This is a genomic window from Chromobacterium sp. HL1 (assembly GCF_057418835.1).
Genome location: NZ_CP162399.1, coordinates 4900176 through 4919279, shown reverse-complemented (window position 1 = coordinate 4919279; position 19104 = coordinate 4900176). Strand labels below are relative to the sequence as shown.

The 19104-nt window shown below is 63.9% G+C and carries 14 protein-coding genes and 1 tRNA gene; 3 read left to right on the top strand and 12 right to left on the bottom strand.

Annotated elements, in window-relative coordinates; all coding sequences use genetic code 11:
• Nucleotides 1-90: 90 nt before the first annotated feature.
• Nucleotides 91-1797: an amidase gene (locus AB1Z25_RS22570; RefSeq protein ID WP_486636211.1), complete on the top strand. Its 1707-nt coding sequence runs from the start codon at nucleotides 91-93 to the stop codon at nucleotides 1795-1797.
• Between the two features lie 336 nt (nucleotides 1798-2133).
• Here AB1Z25_RS22570 and AB1Z25_RS22565 read toward each other — a convergent pair.
• Nucleotides 2134-2209, bottom strand: a tRNA-Ala gene (locus tag AB1Z25_RS22565).
• Nucleotides 2210-2372: 163 nt separating this feature from the next.
• Here AB1Z25_RS22565 and AB1Z25_RS22560 point away from each other — a divergent pair.
• Entirely contained in the window at nucleotides 2373-2999 is a 627-nt protein-coding gene (locus AB1Z25_RS22560; protein WP_253314786.1) for a glutathione S-transferase family protein, read from the top strand.
• 56 nt (nucleotides 3000-3055) lie between these two features.
• Here the strand turns inward: AB1Z25_RS22560 and AB1Z25_RS22555 are convergent, their stop codons facing one another.
• From AB1Z25_RS22555 to metH, 9 genes are all read right to left on the bottom strand, one after another.
• Nucleotides 3056-3253 (bottom strand): hypothetical protein, encoded by a 198-nt coding sequence (locus tag AB1Z25_RS22555; RefSeq protein WP_253314785.1) that lies wholly within the window; start codon nucleotides 3251-3253, stop codon nucleotides 3056-3058.
• A gap of 30 nt (nucleotides 3254-3283) precedes the next feature.
• Complete coding sequence (sicP, locus tag AB1Z25_RS22550) at nucleotides 3284-3703, bottom strand: chaperone SicP (protein ID WP_486636210.1); 420 nt, start codon at nucleotides 3701-3703, stop codon at nucleotides 3284-3286.
• A gap of 40 nt (nucleotides 3704-3743) precedes the next feature.
• Nucleotides 3744-5294 carry a type III secretion system effector BopA family protein gene (locus AB1Z25_RS22545; RefSeq protein WP_486636209.1) on the bottom strand — a complete coding sequence of 517 codons (1551 nt, stop codon included), beginning with the start codon at nucleotides 5292-5294 and terminating at the stop codon, nucleotides 3744-3746.
• Between the two features lie 117 nt (nucleotides 5295-5411).
• The gene (locus AB1Z25_RS22540; RefSeq protein WP_227105966.1) at nucleotides 5412-6035 is read right to left on the bottom strand and encodes a hypothetical protein; all 624 of its coding nucleotides are present in this window, start codon (nucleotides 6033-6035) and stop codon (nucleotides 5412-5414) included.
• A 189-nt stretch (nucleotides 6036-6224) separates the two neighbouring features.
• Nucleotides 6225-8882, bottom strand: a complete 2658-nt coding sequence (locus AB1Z25_RS22535; protein ID WP_486636208.1) for a cytochrome c peroxidase — start codon at nucleotides 8880-8882, stop codon at nucleotides 6225-6227.
• Nucleotides 8883-9086: 204 nt separating this feature from the next.
• Entirely contained in the window at nucleotides 9087-10268 is a 1182-nt protein-coding gene (locus tag AB1Z25_RS22530) for an Lcl C-terminal domain-containing protein (protein ID WP_486636207.1), read from the bottom strand.
• A 434-nt stretch (nucleotides 10269-10702) separates the two neighbouring features.
• Nucleotides 10703-11452, bottom strand: a complete 750-nt coding sequence (locus AB1Z25_RS22525) for a trypsin-like serine protease (RefSeq protein WP_486636206.1) — start codon at nucleotides 11450-11452, stop codon at nucleotides 10703-10705.
• Nucleotides 11453-11901: 449 nt separating this feature from the next.
• Nucleotides 11902-12339, bottom strand: coding sequence for a DUF2878 family protein (locus AB1Z25_RS22520; RefSeq protein WP_486636205.1), 438 nt, complete (start codon nucleotides 12337-12339; stop codon nucleotides 11902-11904).
• Nucleotides 12329-16042 (bottom strand): methionine synthase, encoded by a 3714-nt coding sequence (gene metH, locus AB1Z25_RS22515; protein ID WP_486636204.1) that lies wholly within the window; start codon nucleotides 16040-16042, stop codon nucleotides 12329-12331. The genes AB1Z25_RS22520 and metH overlap by 11 nt, the downstream gene beginning before the upstream one ends.
• Before the next feature lie 117 nt (nucleotides 16043-16159).
• On the opposite strand from metH, the gene AB1Z25_RS22510 reads away from it, so the two are divergent.
• Nucleotides 16160-16927, top strand: a complete 768-nt coding sequence (locus AB1Z25_RS22510) for a substrate-binding periplasmic protein (protein WP_486636203.1) — start codon at nucleotides 16160-16162, stop codon at nucleotides 16925-16927.
• Nucleotides 16928-16952: 25 nt separating this feature from the next.
• Here AB1Z25_RS22510 and AB1Z25_RS22505 read toward each other — a convergent pair whose 3' ends face one another.
• Nucleotides 16953-17375, bottom strand: a complete 423-nt coding sequence (locus AB1Z25_RS22505) for a MarR family winged helix-turn-helix transcriptional regulator (RefSeq protein ID WP_107801381.1) — start codon at nucleotides 17373-17375, stop codon at nucleotides 16953-16955.
• Nucleotides 17368-18948 carry an MDR family MFS transporter gene (locus AB1Z25_RS22500; protein WP_486636202.1) on the bottom strand — a complete coding sequence of 527 codons (1581 nt, stop codon included), beginning with the start codon at nucleotides 18946-18948 and terminating at the stop codon, nucleotides 17368-17370. Before AB1Z25_RS22500 ends, AB1Z25_RS22505 begins: the two co-directional genes overlap by 8 nt.
• Between the last annotated feature and the right edge of the window lie 156 nt (nucleotides 18949-19104).

Here is a 19104-nt window from a genome sequence, read left to right as displayed (position 1 = left end):
CCGGCTGCCGTGCGGCATGACCCGCCTGCGCCTGCAGGAAACAGTCACCACGATGGGAATGAAATCCGTCTTCTTAGTGGAGGTAGTAGCATGATCGAGGTTACCGAGCTATCCATTGCCGAGCTGCGCGCAGCGCTCGAATCCGGGCGTTCGACTGCGGTTGAACTGGTCAAGGCCTATCTGGCGCGGATAGAGGCCTACGATGGCCCCGCGACCGAGACCAGGCTCAATGCGGTGGTGGTGCGTAATCCGGACGCGATCAAGGAAGCCGAGGCATCCGATGCCCGTCGCGCCCGTGGTGAAACGCTGAGCCCGCTGGACGGCGTCCCCTATACCGCCAAGGACAGCTATCTGGTGCAGGGGCTGACCGCCGCTTCAGGCAGCCCGGCGTTCAAGGATCTGCTAGCCCAACACGATGCCTTCACCATCGCGCGCCTGCGCGCAGCCGGCGCCATCTGCCTGGGCAAGACCAATATGCCGCCAATGGCCAATGGCGGCATGCAGCGCGGCTGCTACGGCCGTGCCGAAAGCCCCTATAACGCCAACTACCTGACGGCGCCGTTCGCCTCCGGCTCTTCCAATGGCGCCGGCACCGCAACGGCCGCCAGCTTCGCCGCCTTCGGCATGGCCGAGGAGACCTGGTCAAGCGGCCGCGGCCCGGCCTCGAACAATGGTCTGTGCGCCTATACGCCGTCCCGCGGGGTCATCTCGGTACGCGGCAACTGGCCATTGACGCCGACCATGGACGTTGTCGTGCCGTACGCCCGCACCATGGCGGACTTGCTCGAAGTGCTCGACGTCATCGTCGCGGACGACCCGATCAGCCGTGGCGACCTATGGCGCCTGCAGCCCTGGGTGGAGATTCCCAAAGCCTCGGCGGTCCGGCCAGATTCCTATTCCGGCCTGCTGGCTCAGCCCGACACACTCAAAGGCAAGCGCTTTGGCATACCACGCATGTACATCAACAAGGACGAACTGGCCGGCACCAGCGAGACGCCTGGCATCGGCGGCCCGACCGGACAGCGCATCCATACCCGCGCATCGGTGATCGATCTCTGGGAAGCGGCGCGTCAGGCGCTGGAAGCCGCCGGAGCGGAAGTCATCGAAGTGGATTTTCCGCTGGTTTCCAACTGCGAAGGCGATCGTCCCGGCGCGCCCACCGTATTCAACCGCGGCATCGTCTCAGCTGAGTTCCTCAATGACGAGCTGTGGGAGCTGTCCGGTTGGGCCTTCGATGAGTTCCTGCGCGCCAACGGCGACCCCAAGCTCAAGCAACTGGCTGACGCGGATGGTCCGAAGATCTTCCCGCACGATCCGGGCACCTTGCCCAACCGCGAAGGGGACCTGGCCGCCGGCATGGACGAGTACGTCAACATGGCCAAACGGGGCCTCAAGTCCTATGACCGGATTGAAAGCGTACCGGATGGTCTGCGTGGCCTGGAAAAGACCCGCAAGCTGGATCTGGAAGACTGGATGGATGAGCTAAAGCTGGACGCCGTGCTGTTCCCCACCGTGGCCGACGTCGGCCCCGCAGATGCGGACGTCAATCCGCGCTCAGCCGACATCGCCTGGAGCAACGGCGTCTGGGTAGCCAATGGCAACCTCGCCATCCGCCATCTTGGCGTCCCCACTGTTACCGTGCCGATGGGAGTGATGGCTGATATCGGCATGCCGGTGGGGCTGACTTTTGCCGGGCGCGCCTATGATGACAACGCGCTGCTGCGCTTCGCCGCCGCATTTGAAGCCACCGGCAACAAGCGCATGATCCCGCCGCGCACGCCACCGCTAGCTCCATGAGCACCGGCGAGGGCAGACCAGGACGGGTGTTCAGCCGGTAGCAGTGGCTTGGAAGCCATCATTGCTTGCCTTGAGGGGGATTCCCGCTCTGGCCGAAACTGCATCCATAGGTAGTGGCGCTGGACGACGACTTCAGCTGAATAAGCACACAATAGCAACGACAAACCCGCCGTTAGGCGAGTTTGCTGGGATAGTGATGCACAGTTCAGTGTTATGTGCACGGGCCAATGCCAATGCTTACGAACTCTCTCGTGTAAGGCCCGATCGCCTATCTTTGCAGCAGCTGCAAAAAATGCTCTCTAGTTTCACCGCAGGAAAAAACAAGAAGGGGGGAATTGGTGGACCGAAGGAGGATCGAACTCCCGACCTCTGCATTGCGAACGCAGCGCTCTCCCAGCTGAGCTATCGGCCCAAAGTGAACGCCATCATATGCCAAGCGGCTGGGCTTTGCCAAGGCCCGCCGCTGGCGCGGCGTCAGGCTGGCGCATCCCCGCCACAGTCCAGCATTTAAATGGCATGCCCGCGCCCGGCGAGACTACACTGCTCCGGTCCATCCATCCTCGCCGGAGATTCCCATGCTGCGCATCCTGGGCCGCACCAGTTCCATCAACGTCCGCAAAGTGCTGTGGACCTGTCATGAAATCGGCATCGACTACCAACGCGAAGACTGGGGCCGCGGCTTCCAGTCCGCCAGCAGCCCGGAATTCCTGGCGCTCAACCCCAATGCGCTGATTCCGACAGTGGTGGACGACGGCCTGGTGCTGTGGGAATCCAACACCATCTGCCGCTACCTGGCCGACTCGCGCCGGGCCAGCCACTTGCTGCCCGCCGATCCGCGCAGCCGCGCCCAGGTGGAAAAATGGATGGACTGGCAGGCCACCGAGCTGAACGGCTCCTGGGGCTACGCCTTCCACGGCCTCAGCCGCCACAGCCCGGAACACCAGGACCCGGCGCGGATCCAGGCCAGCATCCAGCAATGGGGCCACTATATGGCCATTCTGGATCGCCAGCTGGCTTCGCAGGAGACGCCCTATATCTGCGGCGACGATTTCACCCTGGCCGACATCGTGCTCGGCCTGTCCATCCACCGCTGGCAGCTGACGCCTTTCGACAAGCCGGAACTGCCGCATGCGCACGCCTATTATCAGCGGCTGATTCAACGGCCGGGGTTTGTGACGCATGGAAGCATCGGCGTGGCTTAACCAACGCCTCATTGAAAAAGCCCGGCAACGCCGGGCTTTTTACTTCTCAGACTGACTTAAACCTTCCTCACCTTGCTTTTCGCTTCCAGCGCCCGGAGGCAGTCGCGCTGGCCATCAATATGGGCGAGCACGTCCAGGCTGCAAAGGCCCAGCGTCAGCACCCGGTCCAGCAGGTTGAAGAAGACCACCCACACGCCGCGCTGCTGCGCGTTGGCGATGTTGCGGGCGATGCGGCCGAGCAGGCTTGAAACCACGGGAAGTAGCCCGGGTGTAGGCGTCCTCAATCAGCAACGCAAGCCGGTGGGCGCATCGAAGCTTTCCATCTCTCCCAACGAGGCGATCAGCTGTTCCAAGCGAGCGGCGAATCGGTCCACGGCTTCGATGAAGTCATGGGACGATAGCGTATCGCTGGGCAAGTGTTTGACCAGCATGACGGCTCCGGTGCTGTCGTCAAACCCCAAGCTGCCCTCGCCGGCCTCGGCCAGCGTCAGATTAAGGGCCAGCGCTTGTTGCCAGAACCCGGCACTGCCGTTGGCGCTGAATTCACCCAGCATGCCGTACAGGATGAGACTGTCGGGCAGGCTACGAATAGAGAGCATCAACCGCTGGTCCAGCAACAGGAAACATTGCCCGTGCGAATCCAGCGTAAGTTCCATGCCGATGGCGCGGCCCAGGCTGTCTAGAAGTTCTGCGTTTTTGTCCATGGAGATACCTTGTGAGCGGACCGGCAACGGTTCGTGGCGCTCATTGAATGGCGAGGCCTATCAGCTCTTCGCTGCGTTTGATCATGGCGTGGGCGGCCAGGTTCAGTTGCTCCGCGCCTTGGGGATGACTCTCCAGATAGTGGTGCAACGCCTCCACCAGACCGGCGGTTTTACGGGTGAGGGCGGCCGCGTCGTCGTCGATATTGGGGGCGCCTTCACGCATGGCCTTGACCAGCGCCAGGGCGTCAGCTCTGCCGACGGCCAATTGTTCGAAGTGGGTGCCGATGCGAAAGACTTGCTGAGCATTGCGCTCCTTCAACGCTTGGCGTTGCACGGCTTGGGCTTCCGGTCTTCTTTCCTTGTTGATTTGCTGCTTGAGCTGGCTGATTTCTCTCTTGAGTTCGCCCATGCGGCCCTGATTGAGGAAAACGTCCCATTCCGCTTTGACGCCGGGCTGTTGCAGCATGCCGCTGCAACGCTCGCCGATGTCGGCGACCTGGCGGTTGAGGCTGTCCATCCTGGCTTGCAGGCGCTCGGCATAGGCATGGGCCTTGTTGGGGTCTTCGGTGACCCAGCTGGCACTGAACGGCACGAAGTTTTCCGCGCCGCCGGCGCGTAGCATGCGCAGCGCCATGGAGGCACAGTTTTCCTCAGTGCTGGCCAGGGTATAGCCAATCCGGCCTTCGGCGGCTTCTTGCTTGACGTGGCGAGCCTCGTGGAGGATGGCTTTTTCATTGAGGCCGAACAATACGAATTTGGCGGTTTTGCCGCTGGCGGCCACTTCTTTATTGCGTCCCATCATCGGCAGATAGACTTTGCGGGCGCTGACGCCCCAGCCGCCGTCCCGCGTGCGTTTTTGTTCCGCGCGGGGGTAGTACTGGGCTTTGGCCATCAGGTCCTGGCTGGCGGCTTTATAACCCGCGGTACCCAGTTGCTGACGCGCGTCTTCGCCGTCGCTGAGTTTCTGCGCGGTTCGGCTGGAAACCTCTTCTTGCTTGTCCTCCCGATAGCTGCCCAGGGAACCTCCCTGCCGCTGGCCAAACAGACGGCCGATTTGCCCGCCCTGGGCGTCGCTAAACGGCCACCAGCTGATGTGCTCCTGCACATGCTTATTGGCGTTCACATCGATTTTGTTCTTGATGGTGACGGAGGCGTGGCCGGGATGATCCATGCCCTTGCATTCCCAAGAGCGGAATACGACTTGCCGCGCCAAGGGCTTGGCGTCGCCCTGGCCATGAAAGCGTTCGGCCACGGCAATCAGTTGCTCCACCACCCGCTGCTTGAGCGGCGCGCCCTGGAGCCGGCCCATGCTGTCCAGCGCCGCTTGGGCGCTTTCCTGGCCATAACGCCGGGACAGCGTGTTGATGAAGACGCCCAGAGCAGTTTGGTTTTCAGCCTGTACGCGCTGGCTATAGCTTTTGACGGCTTCCAGGTTTTTCAGCAGCGGTAGTTGGGACAGGCAGGCATAGAGCCGACCCTTGAAGCCTTGGCTGGCGACGGTCACCGTGGGTTCAGGCGTCTTTTCATTGACGACGACTCTGCCGCCAAGCCTAGCCGCCTGGACGAAAGTATTGAGATTGAGTGTGGTCATGGGCTGAAACGAGCGGGATGATGAAGCGAATGGTTTCGATAGTGAGTAAACCCCTGTTTCCCTGCTATCAAATTTCGCTCACCCGCCCGCGCGCCGCGGCCTTACGCGGCGCTCGGCTCAGGCCCGCATATGCAGCCCGTAGTAAACCGTCTCGTTCCAGTAGCCGGTAGTCAGCCCGGCCAGGTATTGCGCCGCGCGGAACAAGTCCGCCGCGCTGCAGCAGCCGGCGCTGACATTGCCGCGATAGAGCCCGCTATTGGGATCGAACACCCAGATGTAGTCGCTGCCCTTGTAGACGCCGACGGCGTGGCCGGAAGCGCCACCGTTATGCATCAGGTTGAGGAACAGCGCGTCGCCGCGCACCATCCGATTTTCGATGATGTCTTGCCAGGCTTGGGCGCTGGCGCCGTGGGCGTTGTTGCAGTAGTGGCAGAAGGTGAGGCCGAAGGTTTCAGCGTGATTGGCGTCTCCCACCCGATTGTGGGCGGCCACCGAGGGATAGACCTGCCGCTCCAGGTAGGAGGCGAAGCGGAACAGATAGGCGCCGTTGTCGAACTGCTGGTAAAGCGCGTCCGCCTGTTGGGTGGTGGGCAGGTAGTCGCCGGCGCTGCTGCCCCAGTTGCGTTTGCCCACACGGTCCTGGATGTGCTTGAGCCACAGGCAGACCGCGGCCTCGCACACCCCGGCGGCGTTGGCGCCGTTCCCGGCGTTATTGAAAGCTCTTTGCAAAGACCACGCCATCGCATCTCCCCTTGTTGTTCACGGTTTCCGCTTGTAAAACACGCGCATGTCATGCCGCGATATTTTGAAATAAACCGTAAACGGCGTTTGCGCCAGTGGATTCCAGCGCGAACGCGGCCCGGCGGCGAGGCCGGGCCATGGAGATTCAATGCCATGCTGACGACGCGTCAGCAGATCGTAAACAGGTTCTCAGCGCCGGAACAGCTCAGCTTCGCTCGCCGGCTGCAGCCGCAGCGGGCCGGACAACGCTTGCAGGAAGGCGTGCAGCGCCTGCTTTTCCGCGGCGCTGAGGCCCAGCGGCTTGAGCAGCGGCGAGGGCTTGGGCAGGGTGTATTTTTCCACGCCCACCACTTCCACCAGATTGCCGCCGCTGTTGTAGAACTCGATCACGCCGGCGCCGTCTTCATCCAGCGGCATGTCGCCGGTGTGCATGTAGTCGCCGGTGTAGAGCAGATCGCGCAGGGTGGGGGTGCGGAATTTGCCCAGATCGGCGCGCAAGCCGGTGACGCCGCCGCGGCCCAGGTCTTCCTTATTGCGGCCGATGTAGTTGAGACCGGTGTTGTGGAACTGGTTGTCGGACAGCAGCGGGCTGTTGTGGCAGTTGATGCAGCGCGCCTTGGTGCGGAACAGATGCAGGCCCCACAGCGCCTGGTCGTCCAGCGCGGCGCGCTCGCCCTTGAGGAAGCGGTCAAAGGCGCTGTCCTGGCTGATCAGGGTTCGCTCGAAGGTGGCGATGGCCTTGGCCATGCGGTCCAGATCCACCCGGCTGTCGCCGTAGGCGGCGGCGAATAGCGGCGCATATTCCGGCGCGGCGGCGATCTTGGCCACGGCCTGGCCCAGCGGCTGATGCATTTCCAGCGGGTTGACCACCGGGCCCTTGGCTTGCTCTTCCAGGCTGGCGGCGCGGCCGTCCCAGAACAGCGCGCCGACGTAGGCGGTGTTGAGCAGGGTCATGGCGTTGCGGCCGCCCAATTGGCCGATGTGGCCTTGGGACACCGGACGCGGATCGCTCCAGCCGTGTTCCGGCGCGTGGCAGCTGATACAGGCGATGCGGTTATTGCGGGACAGCCGGGGATCGCGGAATAGTTTGTCGCCCAGCACCACTTTTGCGGCGCTATAGGGGTTGTCGGCCGGAAACGGCGCCGCGGGCAGCAGGCCCAGATCTCGGAAGCCGGCTTGCGCCGACGCGTCCAGCGTGGGCGCGGGCCAAGCCGCCTGGCGCTCCGCGCCGGGCTGGTATTGGCTGTAACTGGTCCGCCATTGCGCCAGCTGGGCGGCGTCCGGCGCCTTGCCGTCGCTATCCGGCAGCGGCGGTTTGGCCGGACGGATGGAGAGGGCGACCAGCAGCGGCTGCTCGGCCTCAGCAGCGAGCCGGGCGGCACTCTGTTTCCCGCCGTCGCGGTCCAGGCCGTAGAGTTCGCCGCCGGCGTCGCGCGCCCATACCCGCGCGGCGGTATTGGCGGCGGGATAGTCCGGGTCCTGTTGCAGTTGCAGCCAGCGGATGGCCTCGGCCACCGTGGGCAGCCGCCAGTTGTCCTGCTGGCACAGCCGCTGCTGTTGCAGCGCGGCCAGCGCCGGGTTGAGGCTGGCCGCGCCGGCCGGCCGCGGCCGGGCCTGCCACAGGATGACGTCGCGCCAGCCGTCCGGATGCTGGTTGTCGTCGACGCAGGCGGCCTGGGCCGGTGCGGCCAGTTGGCCGTCGGCGCTGACCGGGATGTAGGCCGGCGGCTTCGTCTGATTTTGTTCCGGATTGGGATCGTCGGCCAGTTTGGGGCCGCGCACCAGGCGCAGCCGCGCCGGCTGGCCCAGGCTGAGGCTGACGCTGGGCAGGGTGCGGTGGGTGTCGTCGAAGGCCACCGCCAGCGAACCTTCGCCGCGGCGGCTGGTGGCGGTCCAGTAGAAGGCGGCTTCGGCGTCCGGGAAGACGTGGCGGTCCATGGCCGGCAGGCCGCGCGAGCGGTCGTACTGGCTCCAGTCCAGCAGGGTTTTCAGTTCGCGCTCGGTGGGCAGCCGCCAGCCGCGTTCCGCGGCGATGTCTTCTTCGCTGTCTTCGAAGCCGCATAGTTTTTGCTTGCTCACGGCTTCGGTGTAGGTGACGGCCAGGCAGTCTTCCTGACCGGGTTCGCATTGGGCCGGGCGTTCCGGATTGCGGCTGGCGCTGGCGTAATAGCTGTGGAATTGGCTACGCAGGCCTTGCACGGATTTCACTTCCCAGATCAGGCCGGTCTGCTTGTCTTTCACGCAGCCGGCGCGTTCGCCGGCGTCGGTCAGCGGTGCGCCGTCCGCTTCGGCCAGTGCGGTGAAGCGCGGGCCGGGCGGCTGTTCGCGCAGCGCGGCCAGGCTCAGGCGGAAGTGGCTGGCCGCGTAGTCCGCGGCCACCACGCTGCGGGCGATGCCGGCGCTGTCCAGCAGGATTTGCAGATCGCCGGCCTGTTCCAAGCGCATGCTGCGCCGGAAGCGGGCGGCGGTGTCGGCGCTGATCTGGATGCCGTTGTTGGGGTTGTCGTCTTCGTCCAGCGTCAGCAGCAGCTGCACTTGGCGCAGCACTTTGGGATCCGCCGGGTTCTGGCTGCCGGCCAGTTGCAGCGGAGTCAGCTGGGGCGCGCCCAGGCTGCGGCCCAGTTCCAGCTGGCCGATACGGAAGACAACGGTTTCACCGTCCAGATAGCGGAATTCGCCGTTGGCGGTGGTCTTGCCGGCATGGCTGCCGCTATCGTAGTCCAGGCCCGCTACCGGGCTATCGACAAAGACGCCGGTGCGGACCGGCTGAGCGGCGGGGCCGCCGGAGCAGGCGGCCACGGCCAGGCTGCCCGCCAGAATGAGGGAGAGTGCAAGGCGCGAGTGCATTTTTGTAATTGAGAATTATTTTCAAAACGGCAGATTATGCGTTTGTAGAGTTGTTCGTACAAGAAGCATGTCGAGGATAGGCAAGCCGGAGTCGCGCCTTGCTCACTCGCGGTCACAAGGGTGGGCTTGTGGTTCTAGATCAGGAGAGACTGAATGCCGCGTCTTTCGCGACGCGGCATTAAAGGGATTGCGAACAGCCAGTAATCAGAGCGGACGGCCCAAGCCGCGGAGGGGGGAGGGATTCTCGGAACGAACCGAGGCATAACCCAGCGTGGACTTGGCCATGCCATGCGGCGGCGGCTCGTCGGCCAGCTTGGGACCTCGCACCAGACGCACCCTTGCCGCTTGATCCTTGCCCAGACTGATACTGGCTAGGCTGCGGTGAGTATCATCGAAGGCAACCACCACCGTCCTCTCCTCTGAATAGCTAGTGTCGGTCCAATAGAAGGTGGCCGCCGCATCCGGAAATGCGTAGCGATCCAAGGCCGGCAAACCAAGGGCTTTGTCCCGCTGGCTCCAATCCAACAGCGTCTTCAGCTCCCGTTCTGTTGGCAGCCTCCAGCCACGATCACCACCCGCCGTCTCATCGTTGAAACCACAAAGCTTCTGCTGTCTGACAGACTGGACATAAGTGGCGACCAGGCAATCCGACTGATCGGATTCGCATTGGGCCGGCCGCGGGAGGATGCCGCCGGTGCTGGCGTAGTAGCTATGGAACTGGCTGCGCAGGCCTTGTTCAGCTTTCACCTCCCAGATCAGGCCGGTCTGCTTGTCCTGCACACAGCCGGCGCGCTGCGTGGTCCCATCCAACGGCACGCCATCGGCTTCGGCCAAGGGGATGAAGCGCGGAGTGGAAGGCTGAGTGAGCAAAGCAGCCAGGCTGAGCTGGAAATGATAGGCGGCGCGATCAGCGCTGATCAGGCGGCGGGCAATGCCGGCCTGATCTAGCAAGGTTTGCAGATCGCCAACCTGTTCCAGATTTTGGCTGTGGTTAAAGAGGGCGGCGGTCTCCGCCGCGATCTGAATGCCATTGTCGGGATTGCCGTCCTGGTCCAGGGTCAACAGCAGTTGTACCTGACGCAGCACCTTAGGGTCCGCCGCGTCCGACCTGCCGGCCAATTGCAGCGGGCTGAGATGGGGTGCGCCCAGACCGCGACCCAACTGCAACTTGCCAATGCTAAAGGCGACGGTTTCGCCATCCAGATAGTGGAATTCACCGGTGGCGGTGGTTTTACCGGCGTGGCTGCCGCTGTCGTAGTCCAAGCCGGCTACCGGGCTATCGACAAACACGCCGGTACGCACCGGCTGAGTGGCGGGGCCGCCGGAACACGCGGCTACCGCCAGGCAGGCCGCAACAAGGAGGGGAAACTGGAAATGCCGGTTCATTCTTACAACAAACAATCATTTTTAGGACGAGCGATTATGCGTTTGTAGACTTATCCGCACAAGGAAAATGTCGAAAACAAGCAATCCAAGGTCGCTATTAGGCTTTTGGCATGCCGCATGTCAATGCAGACATCTCGCTAACTGGACGATGCGCAGCGCCAAGACGTGCGGACCAGTGGCCGCAGACCTCCCCAAATTGTTCAATGCCTGCCCGGCCGTTAGAACCTGTTTGCAATCCGCTGCGTGTTGGCGGGGTAGTTAGACAAGAGCGTTAAAACTGTTGTCGAAACGCAAAGCTACCACTTTACACTCCGCTTCCTCAGCCGCTTCCGCCCTGCCTCGCGAAACCGTGAACAGACACGAAGAGCAGAGGCGCAATGACTGAAACTAAAAAAAAGCAGCCCAAGGGCTGCTTTCGTATTGGACGCTCGGTTTCAGCGTCGCGCGGCGTCCGGCCACACCCAGTCGCCGGGCGGCGGGGTCTGGCTGCCGGACGGGCTCAGCACATCGGACCAGGCCTTGATGCTGCCCGCGTATTTGCACAATGCGGCGTAGGCGGAGACATTGCCGGCGTTGCCGTTGTATACGCCCACTTGCACGCCCTTGGGCGACAGCAACGGGCTGCCGGAGTCCCCGCCGCGGCCCACCGTGCCGTTGGCCAGCAGGGACACGCCGTTGGCCAAGGGCGACGGCCCCAGCCGCTGGATATTGGCGACGCGGACGTCCATCAGACTGGCCGCCAGCTGGCCGCCGGTCTCCGCCATGCGCAGATTGGCTTGCATCGCGCCTATCGCGCCGTTGCAATCCTCCTGCGCCACCACCGGCACCGTTCTGGCGCCGTCAAGACCGGCGATGGGGCGGGATAGTTTCAGCAGGGCCAGGTCCACCGCTACGCCGTTGTGGTCGAACTTGATCCAGTTGGGCTTGGCGTTGTTGCGCGCGGTTTCCACGCGCTGGGCGAAGTGACGGCCGTAATGAGCGGTCATGCTGTTCCAGTTGTCCAGAATGCAGTGCGAGGCGGTCAGCACCAGGTCCGGCCCCACCAGCGAGCCGCCGCAGATATTGCCGCCGGACGAGCCGCGGAAATCCAATTTGACGTAATGGGTTTCGGTGGGAGAGAACGGCGCGGCGGCGGTCAATTGCGCGCTGGCCAACAGGCATGCGGCGACAATGAGTTTATTCACGGAATATCCTTTTCAAAATCGTTATTGCAGTTTTCATCATCCAAAAATACCGGACGAGGCCGCCTTGATTCGCTCGGAATCTGCCAATTCCTCGTTGCGAGCCTGCCGTCCGGTTGCAATGATTATGTGATTTTCGAAATGATTTTCATGTGTGAATTTTCCATGCCCGGCCGCCGTTAAAATAACAAAGTCATAAGTTTTTATTAAAACTTCTTACTGCGCACGCGGCTAATCCGCCTGTGGCGCGCCGCGATACGATTGTGCTGAAACTGAAATAGCCGCTTTGTTAATTTTCACCGCTTTTCCAACAGTTTTAATAATCCATATTTAATTAATTTTGTATTGAATTATGATTTTTCGGATTAAACAAATAAAAACCGCATCGTAAACGATGCGGTTTTTATTCAGGGGGACGCCAAATGCGCTCAAGGCATGAACGCGACAACGCGTTAGTTTATCCACAGGTCGGCAAGAACCGCCTTCTTATCCACAGTCACGCCTGCGCCGCCGATCCTTGGTCCATCGGCAGCAAACGCGCCGACCAGCGCCAGCAGACGCGGCGACGGCCGCCAGACCGCCAGCAACCGCAACCACCAGCAGCTGAAGCTCAGCCACAAGACGACCCGCCACAAGGGCAGGCCGCCGACGCCGACGAGGCGGTACAGACCCAGCCCGGAAACGGCGAAGTCCAGCAGACAGGCGGCCGCGCTCAACAGCAGCGCGCGGGTTTTAACGCCGGCCGGCAACGCTTGCCAGGCCATCAGCGCGCCGGCCAGCAACAGCACCACGTAGCGGTCGCGGAAGCTGAACAGCAGCCAGGCGCCGACGCCGAAGATCAGGCTGCCCAGCAGCAGCCTGGGCCAGGGCTTGCCCGCCTCAGGCGTCATAGCCCAGATTGGGGGCGAGGTCGCGTTCCGCCTGTTCCACGCTGACGCCGCGGCGTTGGGCGTAGCTGGCCACTTGGTCGCGCTCGATCTTGCCGACGCCGAAATAGCGCGAGGCCGGATGGCTGAGGTAGAAGCCGGACACGGCGGCGGTGGGCAGCATCGCATAGCCTTCGGTCAGCGTCATGCCGATGGCCGGCGCGTCCAAGAGCTCGAACAGCGCGGTCTTGACGGTGTGGTCCGGGCAGGCCGGGTAGCCGGGCGCGGGGCGGATGCCCTGGTACTTTTCGTCGATCAGCGCTTCATTGTCCAGCTGCTCGGCGGCGGCATAGCCCCAGAACTCGCGGCGCACGCGGGCGTGCATCAGTTCGGCGAAGGCTTCGGCCAGCCGGTCCGCCAGCGCCTTGAGCAGGATGGAGGAGTAGTCGTCGCCGGCGTCCTCGAAGCGTTTGACGTGCGGCTCGATGCCGATGCCGGCGGTGACGGCGAAGGCGCCGATATAGTCCTGCACGCCGCTGTCCCGCGGCGCGATGTAGTCGGCCAGCGCCCAGTTGGCCTTACCGTCCATCTTGGGCAGTTGCTGGCGCAGGCCCACCCAGCTCATCAGGCTGGCGCGCTTGTCCGGATCTCGGATTTCAATATCGTCGTGGTTGACGCTGGCGGCCGGGAACAGGCCGATCACCGCGTTAGCCCCCAGCCAGTTCTCGGCAATGATCTGCTTGAGCATCACTTGCGCGTCCTCGTACAAGGCGCGCGCGGATTCGCCGACGATCTCGTCGTTCAGGATGCGCGGGAAGCGGCCGGCCAGCTCCCAGCTCTGGAAGAACGGCGTCCAGTCGATGTAGGCGGCGATCTCGGCCAGCGGGTAGCGCTCGAAACGGCGCACGCCCAGCCATTGCGGCGTGGGCGGCTGGTAGGCGGCCCAGTCTATCGCCTCCTTGTTGGCGCGCGCCTGTTCCAGGCTCACCACCTTGCGGCTCGCCTTATTGGCGTGGCCTTCGCGCGCGCGGTCCTGCTCGGCCTGGTTTTCCGCGACGAAGCCGTCGCGCAGGGTGTCGGACAGCAGGTTGGAGCACACGCCGACGGCGCGGCTGGCGTCCGGCACGTAGATCACCGGGTGCTGGTAGTGCGGGGCGATCTTGACCGCGGTGTGGACCTTGGATGTGGTCGCGCCGCCGATCAGCAGCGGGACGCTGAAGCCCTGGCGCTGCATTTCCTTGGCCACATGGCTCATTTCTTCCAGGCTGGGGGTGATCAGGCCGGACAGGCCGATGATGTCGGCCTTGTGTTCGATGGCGGCGTCCAGGATTTTCTGGCAGGGCACCATCACGCCCAGATCGATCACCTGGTAGTTATTGCAGCGCAGCACCACGCCGACGATATTCTTGCCGATGTCGTGGACGTCGCCCTTGACCGTGGCCATGATGATCACGCCCTTGGCCGGCGCGTCGGCCAGGCCCAGACGGATCTTTTCCTCTTCGATGAAGGGCTCCAGGTGGGCGACGGCGGCCTTCATCACCCGCGCGGATTTGACCACCTGCGGCAGGAACATCTTGCCGGCGCCAAACAGATCGCCCACCACGTTCATGCCGTCCATCAGCGGACCTTCGATCACATGAATGGGGCGCGCGGCTTTCTGCCGCACTTCCTCGGTGTCTTCGACGATGAAGGTGGTGATGCCCTTGACCAGCGCGTGCTCCAGCCGCTTTTCCACCGGCAGCGCGCGCCAGGCCAGGTCTTCGCCCTTTTTCTCGCCGGCGGCTTCGCCCTTGTATTTTTCCGCCAGCGCGATCAGGTGTTCGGTGGCGTCGCCGCCGTCCTTGGGCGCGCGCATCAGCACCACGTCCTCGATCCGTTCGCGCAGTTCCGGGTCCACCTCGTCGTAGACTTCCAGCGCGCCGGCGTTGACGATGCCCATGGTCATGCCGCGCTGGATGGCGTGGTAGAGGAAGACGGCGTGGATGGCCTCGCGCACTTTGTTGTTGCCGCGGAAGGAAAAGGAGACGTTGGACACGCCGCCGGAAATCTTGGCGTGCGGCAGCTGTTGCTTGATCCAGCCGGTGGCTTCGATAAAGTCCAGGCCGTAGCGCGCGTGCTCCTCGATGCCGGTGGCCACGGCGAAGATATTGGGGTCGAAAATGATGTCTTCCGGCGGGAAGCCCACTTCGTCCACCAGGATGCGGTAGCTGTTCTCGCAGATTTCTATCTTGCGGGCGTAGGTGTCGGCCTGGCCGGCCTCGTCGAAGGCCATGACGATCACCGCGGCGCCGTAGCGGCGGATCAAGCGCGCCTGTTCGACAAACTTGTCCCGGCCTTCCTTCATGGAGATCGAGTTGACGATGCCCTTGCCCTGTATGCACTTGAGGCCGGCCTCGATCACGTCCCACTTGGAGGAGTCGATCATGATGGGCACGCGGGCGATGTCCGGCTCGGAAGCGATCAGGTTGAGGAAGCGCACCATGGCGGCGTGGGCGTCCAGCATGCCCTCGTCCATATTGATGTCGATGACCTGGGCGCCGTTCTCCACTTGCTGGCGCGCCACGTCCAGCGCGGTGGCGTAGTCGCCGTTGAGGATGAGCTTGGCGAAGGCGCGGCTGCCGGTGACGTTGGTGCGCTCGCCGACGTTGACGAACAGATCCCCGTCGCCGATGTTGAACGGCTCCAGGCCGGACAGCCGGCACTTGGCCTCTATCGCCGGCAGCGGACGCGGCGCGACGCCGTCCACCGCGCGGGCGATGGCGGCGATGTGTTCCGGCGTGGTGCCGCAACAGCCGCCCACGATATTGATCAGGCCGGACTCCGCCCATTCTCGGACGTACACGCCCATCGCCTCCGGCTCCAGATCGTAGCCGCCGAAGGCGTTGGGCAGGCCGGCGTTGGCGTGCACCGACACATAGCCGGCGGACACCCGCGCCATCTCCTCGACATAGGGCCGCAGCAGGTCCGGGCCCAGCGCGCAGTTGAGACCGTAGCTGACGGCGTCGGCGTGGGACAGCGAGTTGTAGAAGGCCTCGGTGGTCTGACCGGTCAGGGTGCGGCCGGATTGGTCGGTGATGGTGCCCGAGATCATGATGGGCAGCCGCGGCGTGTCCGGCCGCTCGTCGAAGTATTTGTGAATGGCGAACACCGCCGCCTTGGCGTTCAGGGTGTCGAAGATGGTTTCCACCAGCAGCAGGTCCGCGCCGCCTTGCACCAGGCCGTCTATCGCCTCGGTGTAGGACCTCACCAGTTCGTCGAAGCTGACGTTGCGGTAGCCCGGGTCGTTGACGTCCGGACTGATGCTACAGGTGCGGTTGGTGGGACCGAGCACGCCGGCGCAATAGCGCGGCTTGGCCGGATTGGCGGCGCTGGCCTTTTCGCACAGTTCCTTGACCAGCCTGGCCGCGGCATGATTGATTTCCCACACCAGGCTTTCCATCGCGTAATCCGCCATGGCGATGGAGGTGGCGTTGAAGGTGTTGGTTTCGATGATGTCCGCGCCGGCGTCCAGATAGGCCTGGTGAATGCCGCCGATCACGTCCGGCCGCGTCAGCGCCAGCAAATCGTTGTTGCCCTTGACGTCGCTGGGCCAGTCGGCAAAGCGCTCGCCCCGATAATCGGCCTCCTCCAACTGATGGCGCTGGATCATGGTGCCCATGCCGCCGTCCAGGATCAGAATGCGTTGGGATAGGTGTTGCCGGAGGGGATGCGAGGATGTTTTTGTCATGGCGGCTGAACTTTTTTTGTCTACAACGATAACAAGCGCAACGGACTCAAAAGCTCATCTTAACACTCGCAATCAACTGTCCGGGCGCTTGCTTAAGAATAAAGAGAGAACATCCATATGGCCATTACGAATAAGCTGTGGCTGCTCGCGGGGCTGGCGGCGGCATGGTGCGGGGAGACGTGGGCGGCGGGCAGTTTACGGATAGGCGTGGCGGATACCGACGCGGCGCCGGTGGTGATGCTGTCGCCGGACGGCGAGCACCTGCGCGGCGGCCTGTCCAAGGATATCGGCGAGATGCTGGCGGCCGAGATGAGCCTGCGTCCGGAATTCATTCTGATCGCCCGCAAGCGGGTGGAGGCCTCCATCGAATCGGGCCGGGTGGACATCGTCTGCAACGCCAATCCGGACTGGTTCGGCAACGCCGCGCGGCTGGGCTGGACCCATGAGATCTATCCGCAGCTGGAGCGTCCGCTGACGCTCAAGCAAGCCACCGAGGTGCGCCAGGTGAACGACCTCGCCGGCAAGCGCATCGTCACCATACGCGGCTACAACTACCCGACGCTGGAGCGTTTCTGGCGCGGCAACCCGGCCTCCCACAACGAAGAGGCGCGGATGGAGCTGCTGATCAAATCGGTGCAAAAGCGGCTGAGCGACGCCGCCATCGTGTCGGAACTGGAGTTCGCCGCCTGGGCGCGCAACTGGCCGCAGGACGCGGCGCAGTTCAAGCTGCACCCGCTGGTGGTCACCTTCATGCCCACCATGTGCGCGGTGGCGCCGCATTCCGACATCAAGGTGGCGCAGCTGAACCAGGCGATAGACCGTCTGCAGAAAAGCGGCCGCATCAAGGCGGTGTTGAAAACCTATCAGTGGCAGCCGCAGGAATGAGCGCCGCCGGCCGGCGGCGCCGGCTCTAATCCTGGCCGCGGAAGCGCTGCTCCAGCCGGTGCATCACCTCCAGCGCGGTTTCCATCTGTTCGGCGGGAATATCCGCCAGCGCATGCCGGAAAAACGCCTCGCGCTTGGGCTGCACCTCCTCTATGAGCGCCTGTCCGGCCGGCGCCAGCGTCACCAGGGTCTGGCGGTTGTCGGCCGGATCGGTGATGCGCCGCACCAGAGCCTCCTCCTCCATGCCCTTCAACTGCCGCGTCAGCGCGCCCGGATCCATCATCAGCCGGGTGGCCAGCTGTTTCTGCGTCGCCTGCTCCAGATCGGTCAGCGCGGCGAGTATGCGCCAGCGCGGCAAGGGATAGCCCACCTGCTGTTCAAACGCCGCGTACATGGCGCGGCCGGTGCGGCCGATTTGCTGCAGCAGATTGGGAGCGCGTTCAGTCATGGATTACCGCCGTCTTGGTTTTGACATCGCGCAATTCTACATGCGGGACTCGCCGCACAAGCAATAAGCCAAGCACCGCCAGCGCCGCCACCAGCCACTGGCTGAGGTGAATGGCGTCCACCAGCGCCAGCCGCGAGGCGTCCAGCAAGGCGCCACCGTTGATCCGGGCCGCCGTCGTCAGTTGTTCGAAACGGGCGGCGGTGTCCGGGCTGAGCAGGATTTGCGGATCGCGCAGCCAGGCCTGCCACTGCGGCGCGGCCGGCAGGGCGTCGACGCCGGCGACGTAGCGGTGGGTGACGAAGACGCCCACCAGCGCGGTGCCCAACATGCCGCCTATCATCCGCGTGGACTGAATCATGGCGGTGGCCACGCCCAGTTGCTCTCGCGGCGCGCTCTGCTGCACGAAGATGGTCAGATTGGGCAGCAACAGGCCCAGGCCCAAGCCGCCCACCGCCATCAGCGCGGCCACCAGCCAGTGCGCGGTGCCGGCGTCCACCCAGGCCAGCGCGCCGGCGGTGAAGGCGAACAGCAGCAAGCCCAGGCCCAGCAGCAAGGTGGGGCGGCGCAGCCGGGTGACGATGCGGCCGTTCAGGATGCTGCCCAGGGTGATGCACACCACCAGCGGCGTCACCAGCAGGCCGGCCTGGTTGGGCGACAGGCCGAAGCCGCCCTGGAACATCAGCGGCGCGTAGTACATCACCGCGAACATGCCGCCGCCCAGCAACAGCGACAGGCCGAACAAGGGTGCCAGGCTGCGGTGGCTCAGCATGTCCAAGGGCAGCAGCGGGTTGGGGCAGCGCCGCTCCCACCACAGCAGGCCGGCCAGCGCGGCCAGGCCGCTCAGGCCCAGGCCGGCCATCAGCCACAGCGGCTTGTGCAGCGGCAGCCATTCCACCAGCAATTGCATCGAACCCAGCAGCGCGGCGATCAGCAGTCCGCCCTGCCAGTCCAGCTTGGACGCGGCGCCGGCGCGGCGCATCGCCGGCAGATAGCGCCAGACGAACCACAGGCTGGCCAGACCCACCGGCAGATTGACGAAGAAGACCCAGCGCCAGCCCAGGTATTCGGTGAGAAAGCCGCCCAGGGTCGGGCCCACCGCGTTGGCCAGGCCGAAGGCCGCGGTCAGCATCACTTGCCAGCGCAGACGCTGCGCGGTTTCCGGAAACATGTCCGGCACGCAGGCGAAGGTGGTGGCCACCAGCATGCCGCCGCCCACGCCTTGCAGCGCGCGCGCCAGCACCAGTTCCAGCATGTTCTGGGCCAGGCCGCACAGCATGGAGGCGACGGTGAACAGGATGATGGCGGTCAGCACGAAGGGCTTGCGGCCGTGATCGTCGCCCAGCTTGCCGAAGATGGGCACGGTGATGACCGAGGTGAGCAGGTAGGCGGTGCCCACCCAGGCGTACAGGTCGAAACCGTGCAGCTCCGCCACCACGGTGGGCATGGCGGTGCCGACCACGGTCTGGTCCAGCGCCACCATCAGCAGCACGAAGCACAGGCCGAGCATGGCCAGCACTTTCTGGCGGAAATCCAGCGCGCCGGCCGCTCCAGCGGTTGCGGCTAAGGTGTTCATTTTTGTTGATCCATCAATAATTGACTAGTCAACTATTTTGCGCCGAGAAGGGCCAGGAATCCAGTGGCGGACACAAAGATTTACAAAGCAGGGGCTCTTAGAGCCTGTTTAAGGCGCGCGAGCAAGAGCGGGGCAAGGAGAAAACGATTGAAGAAG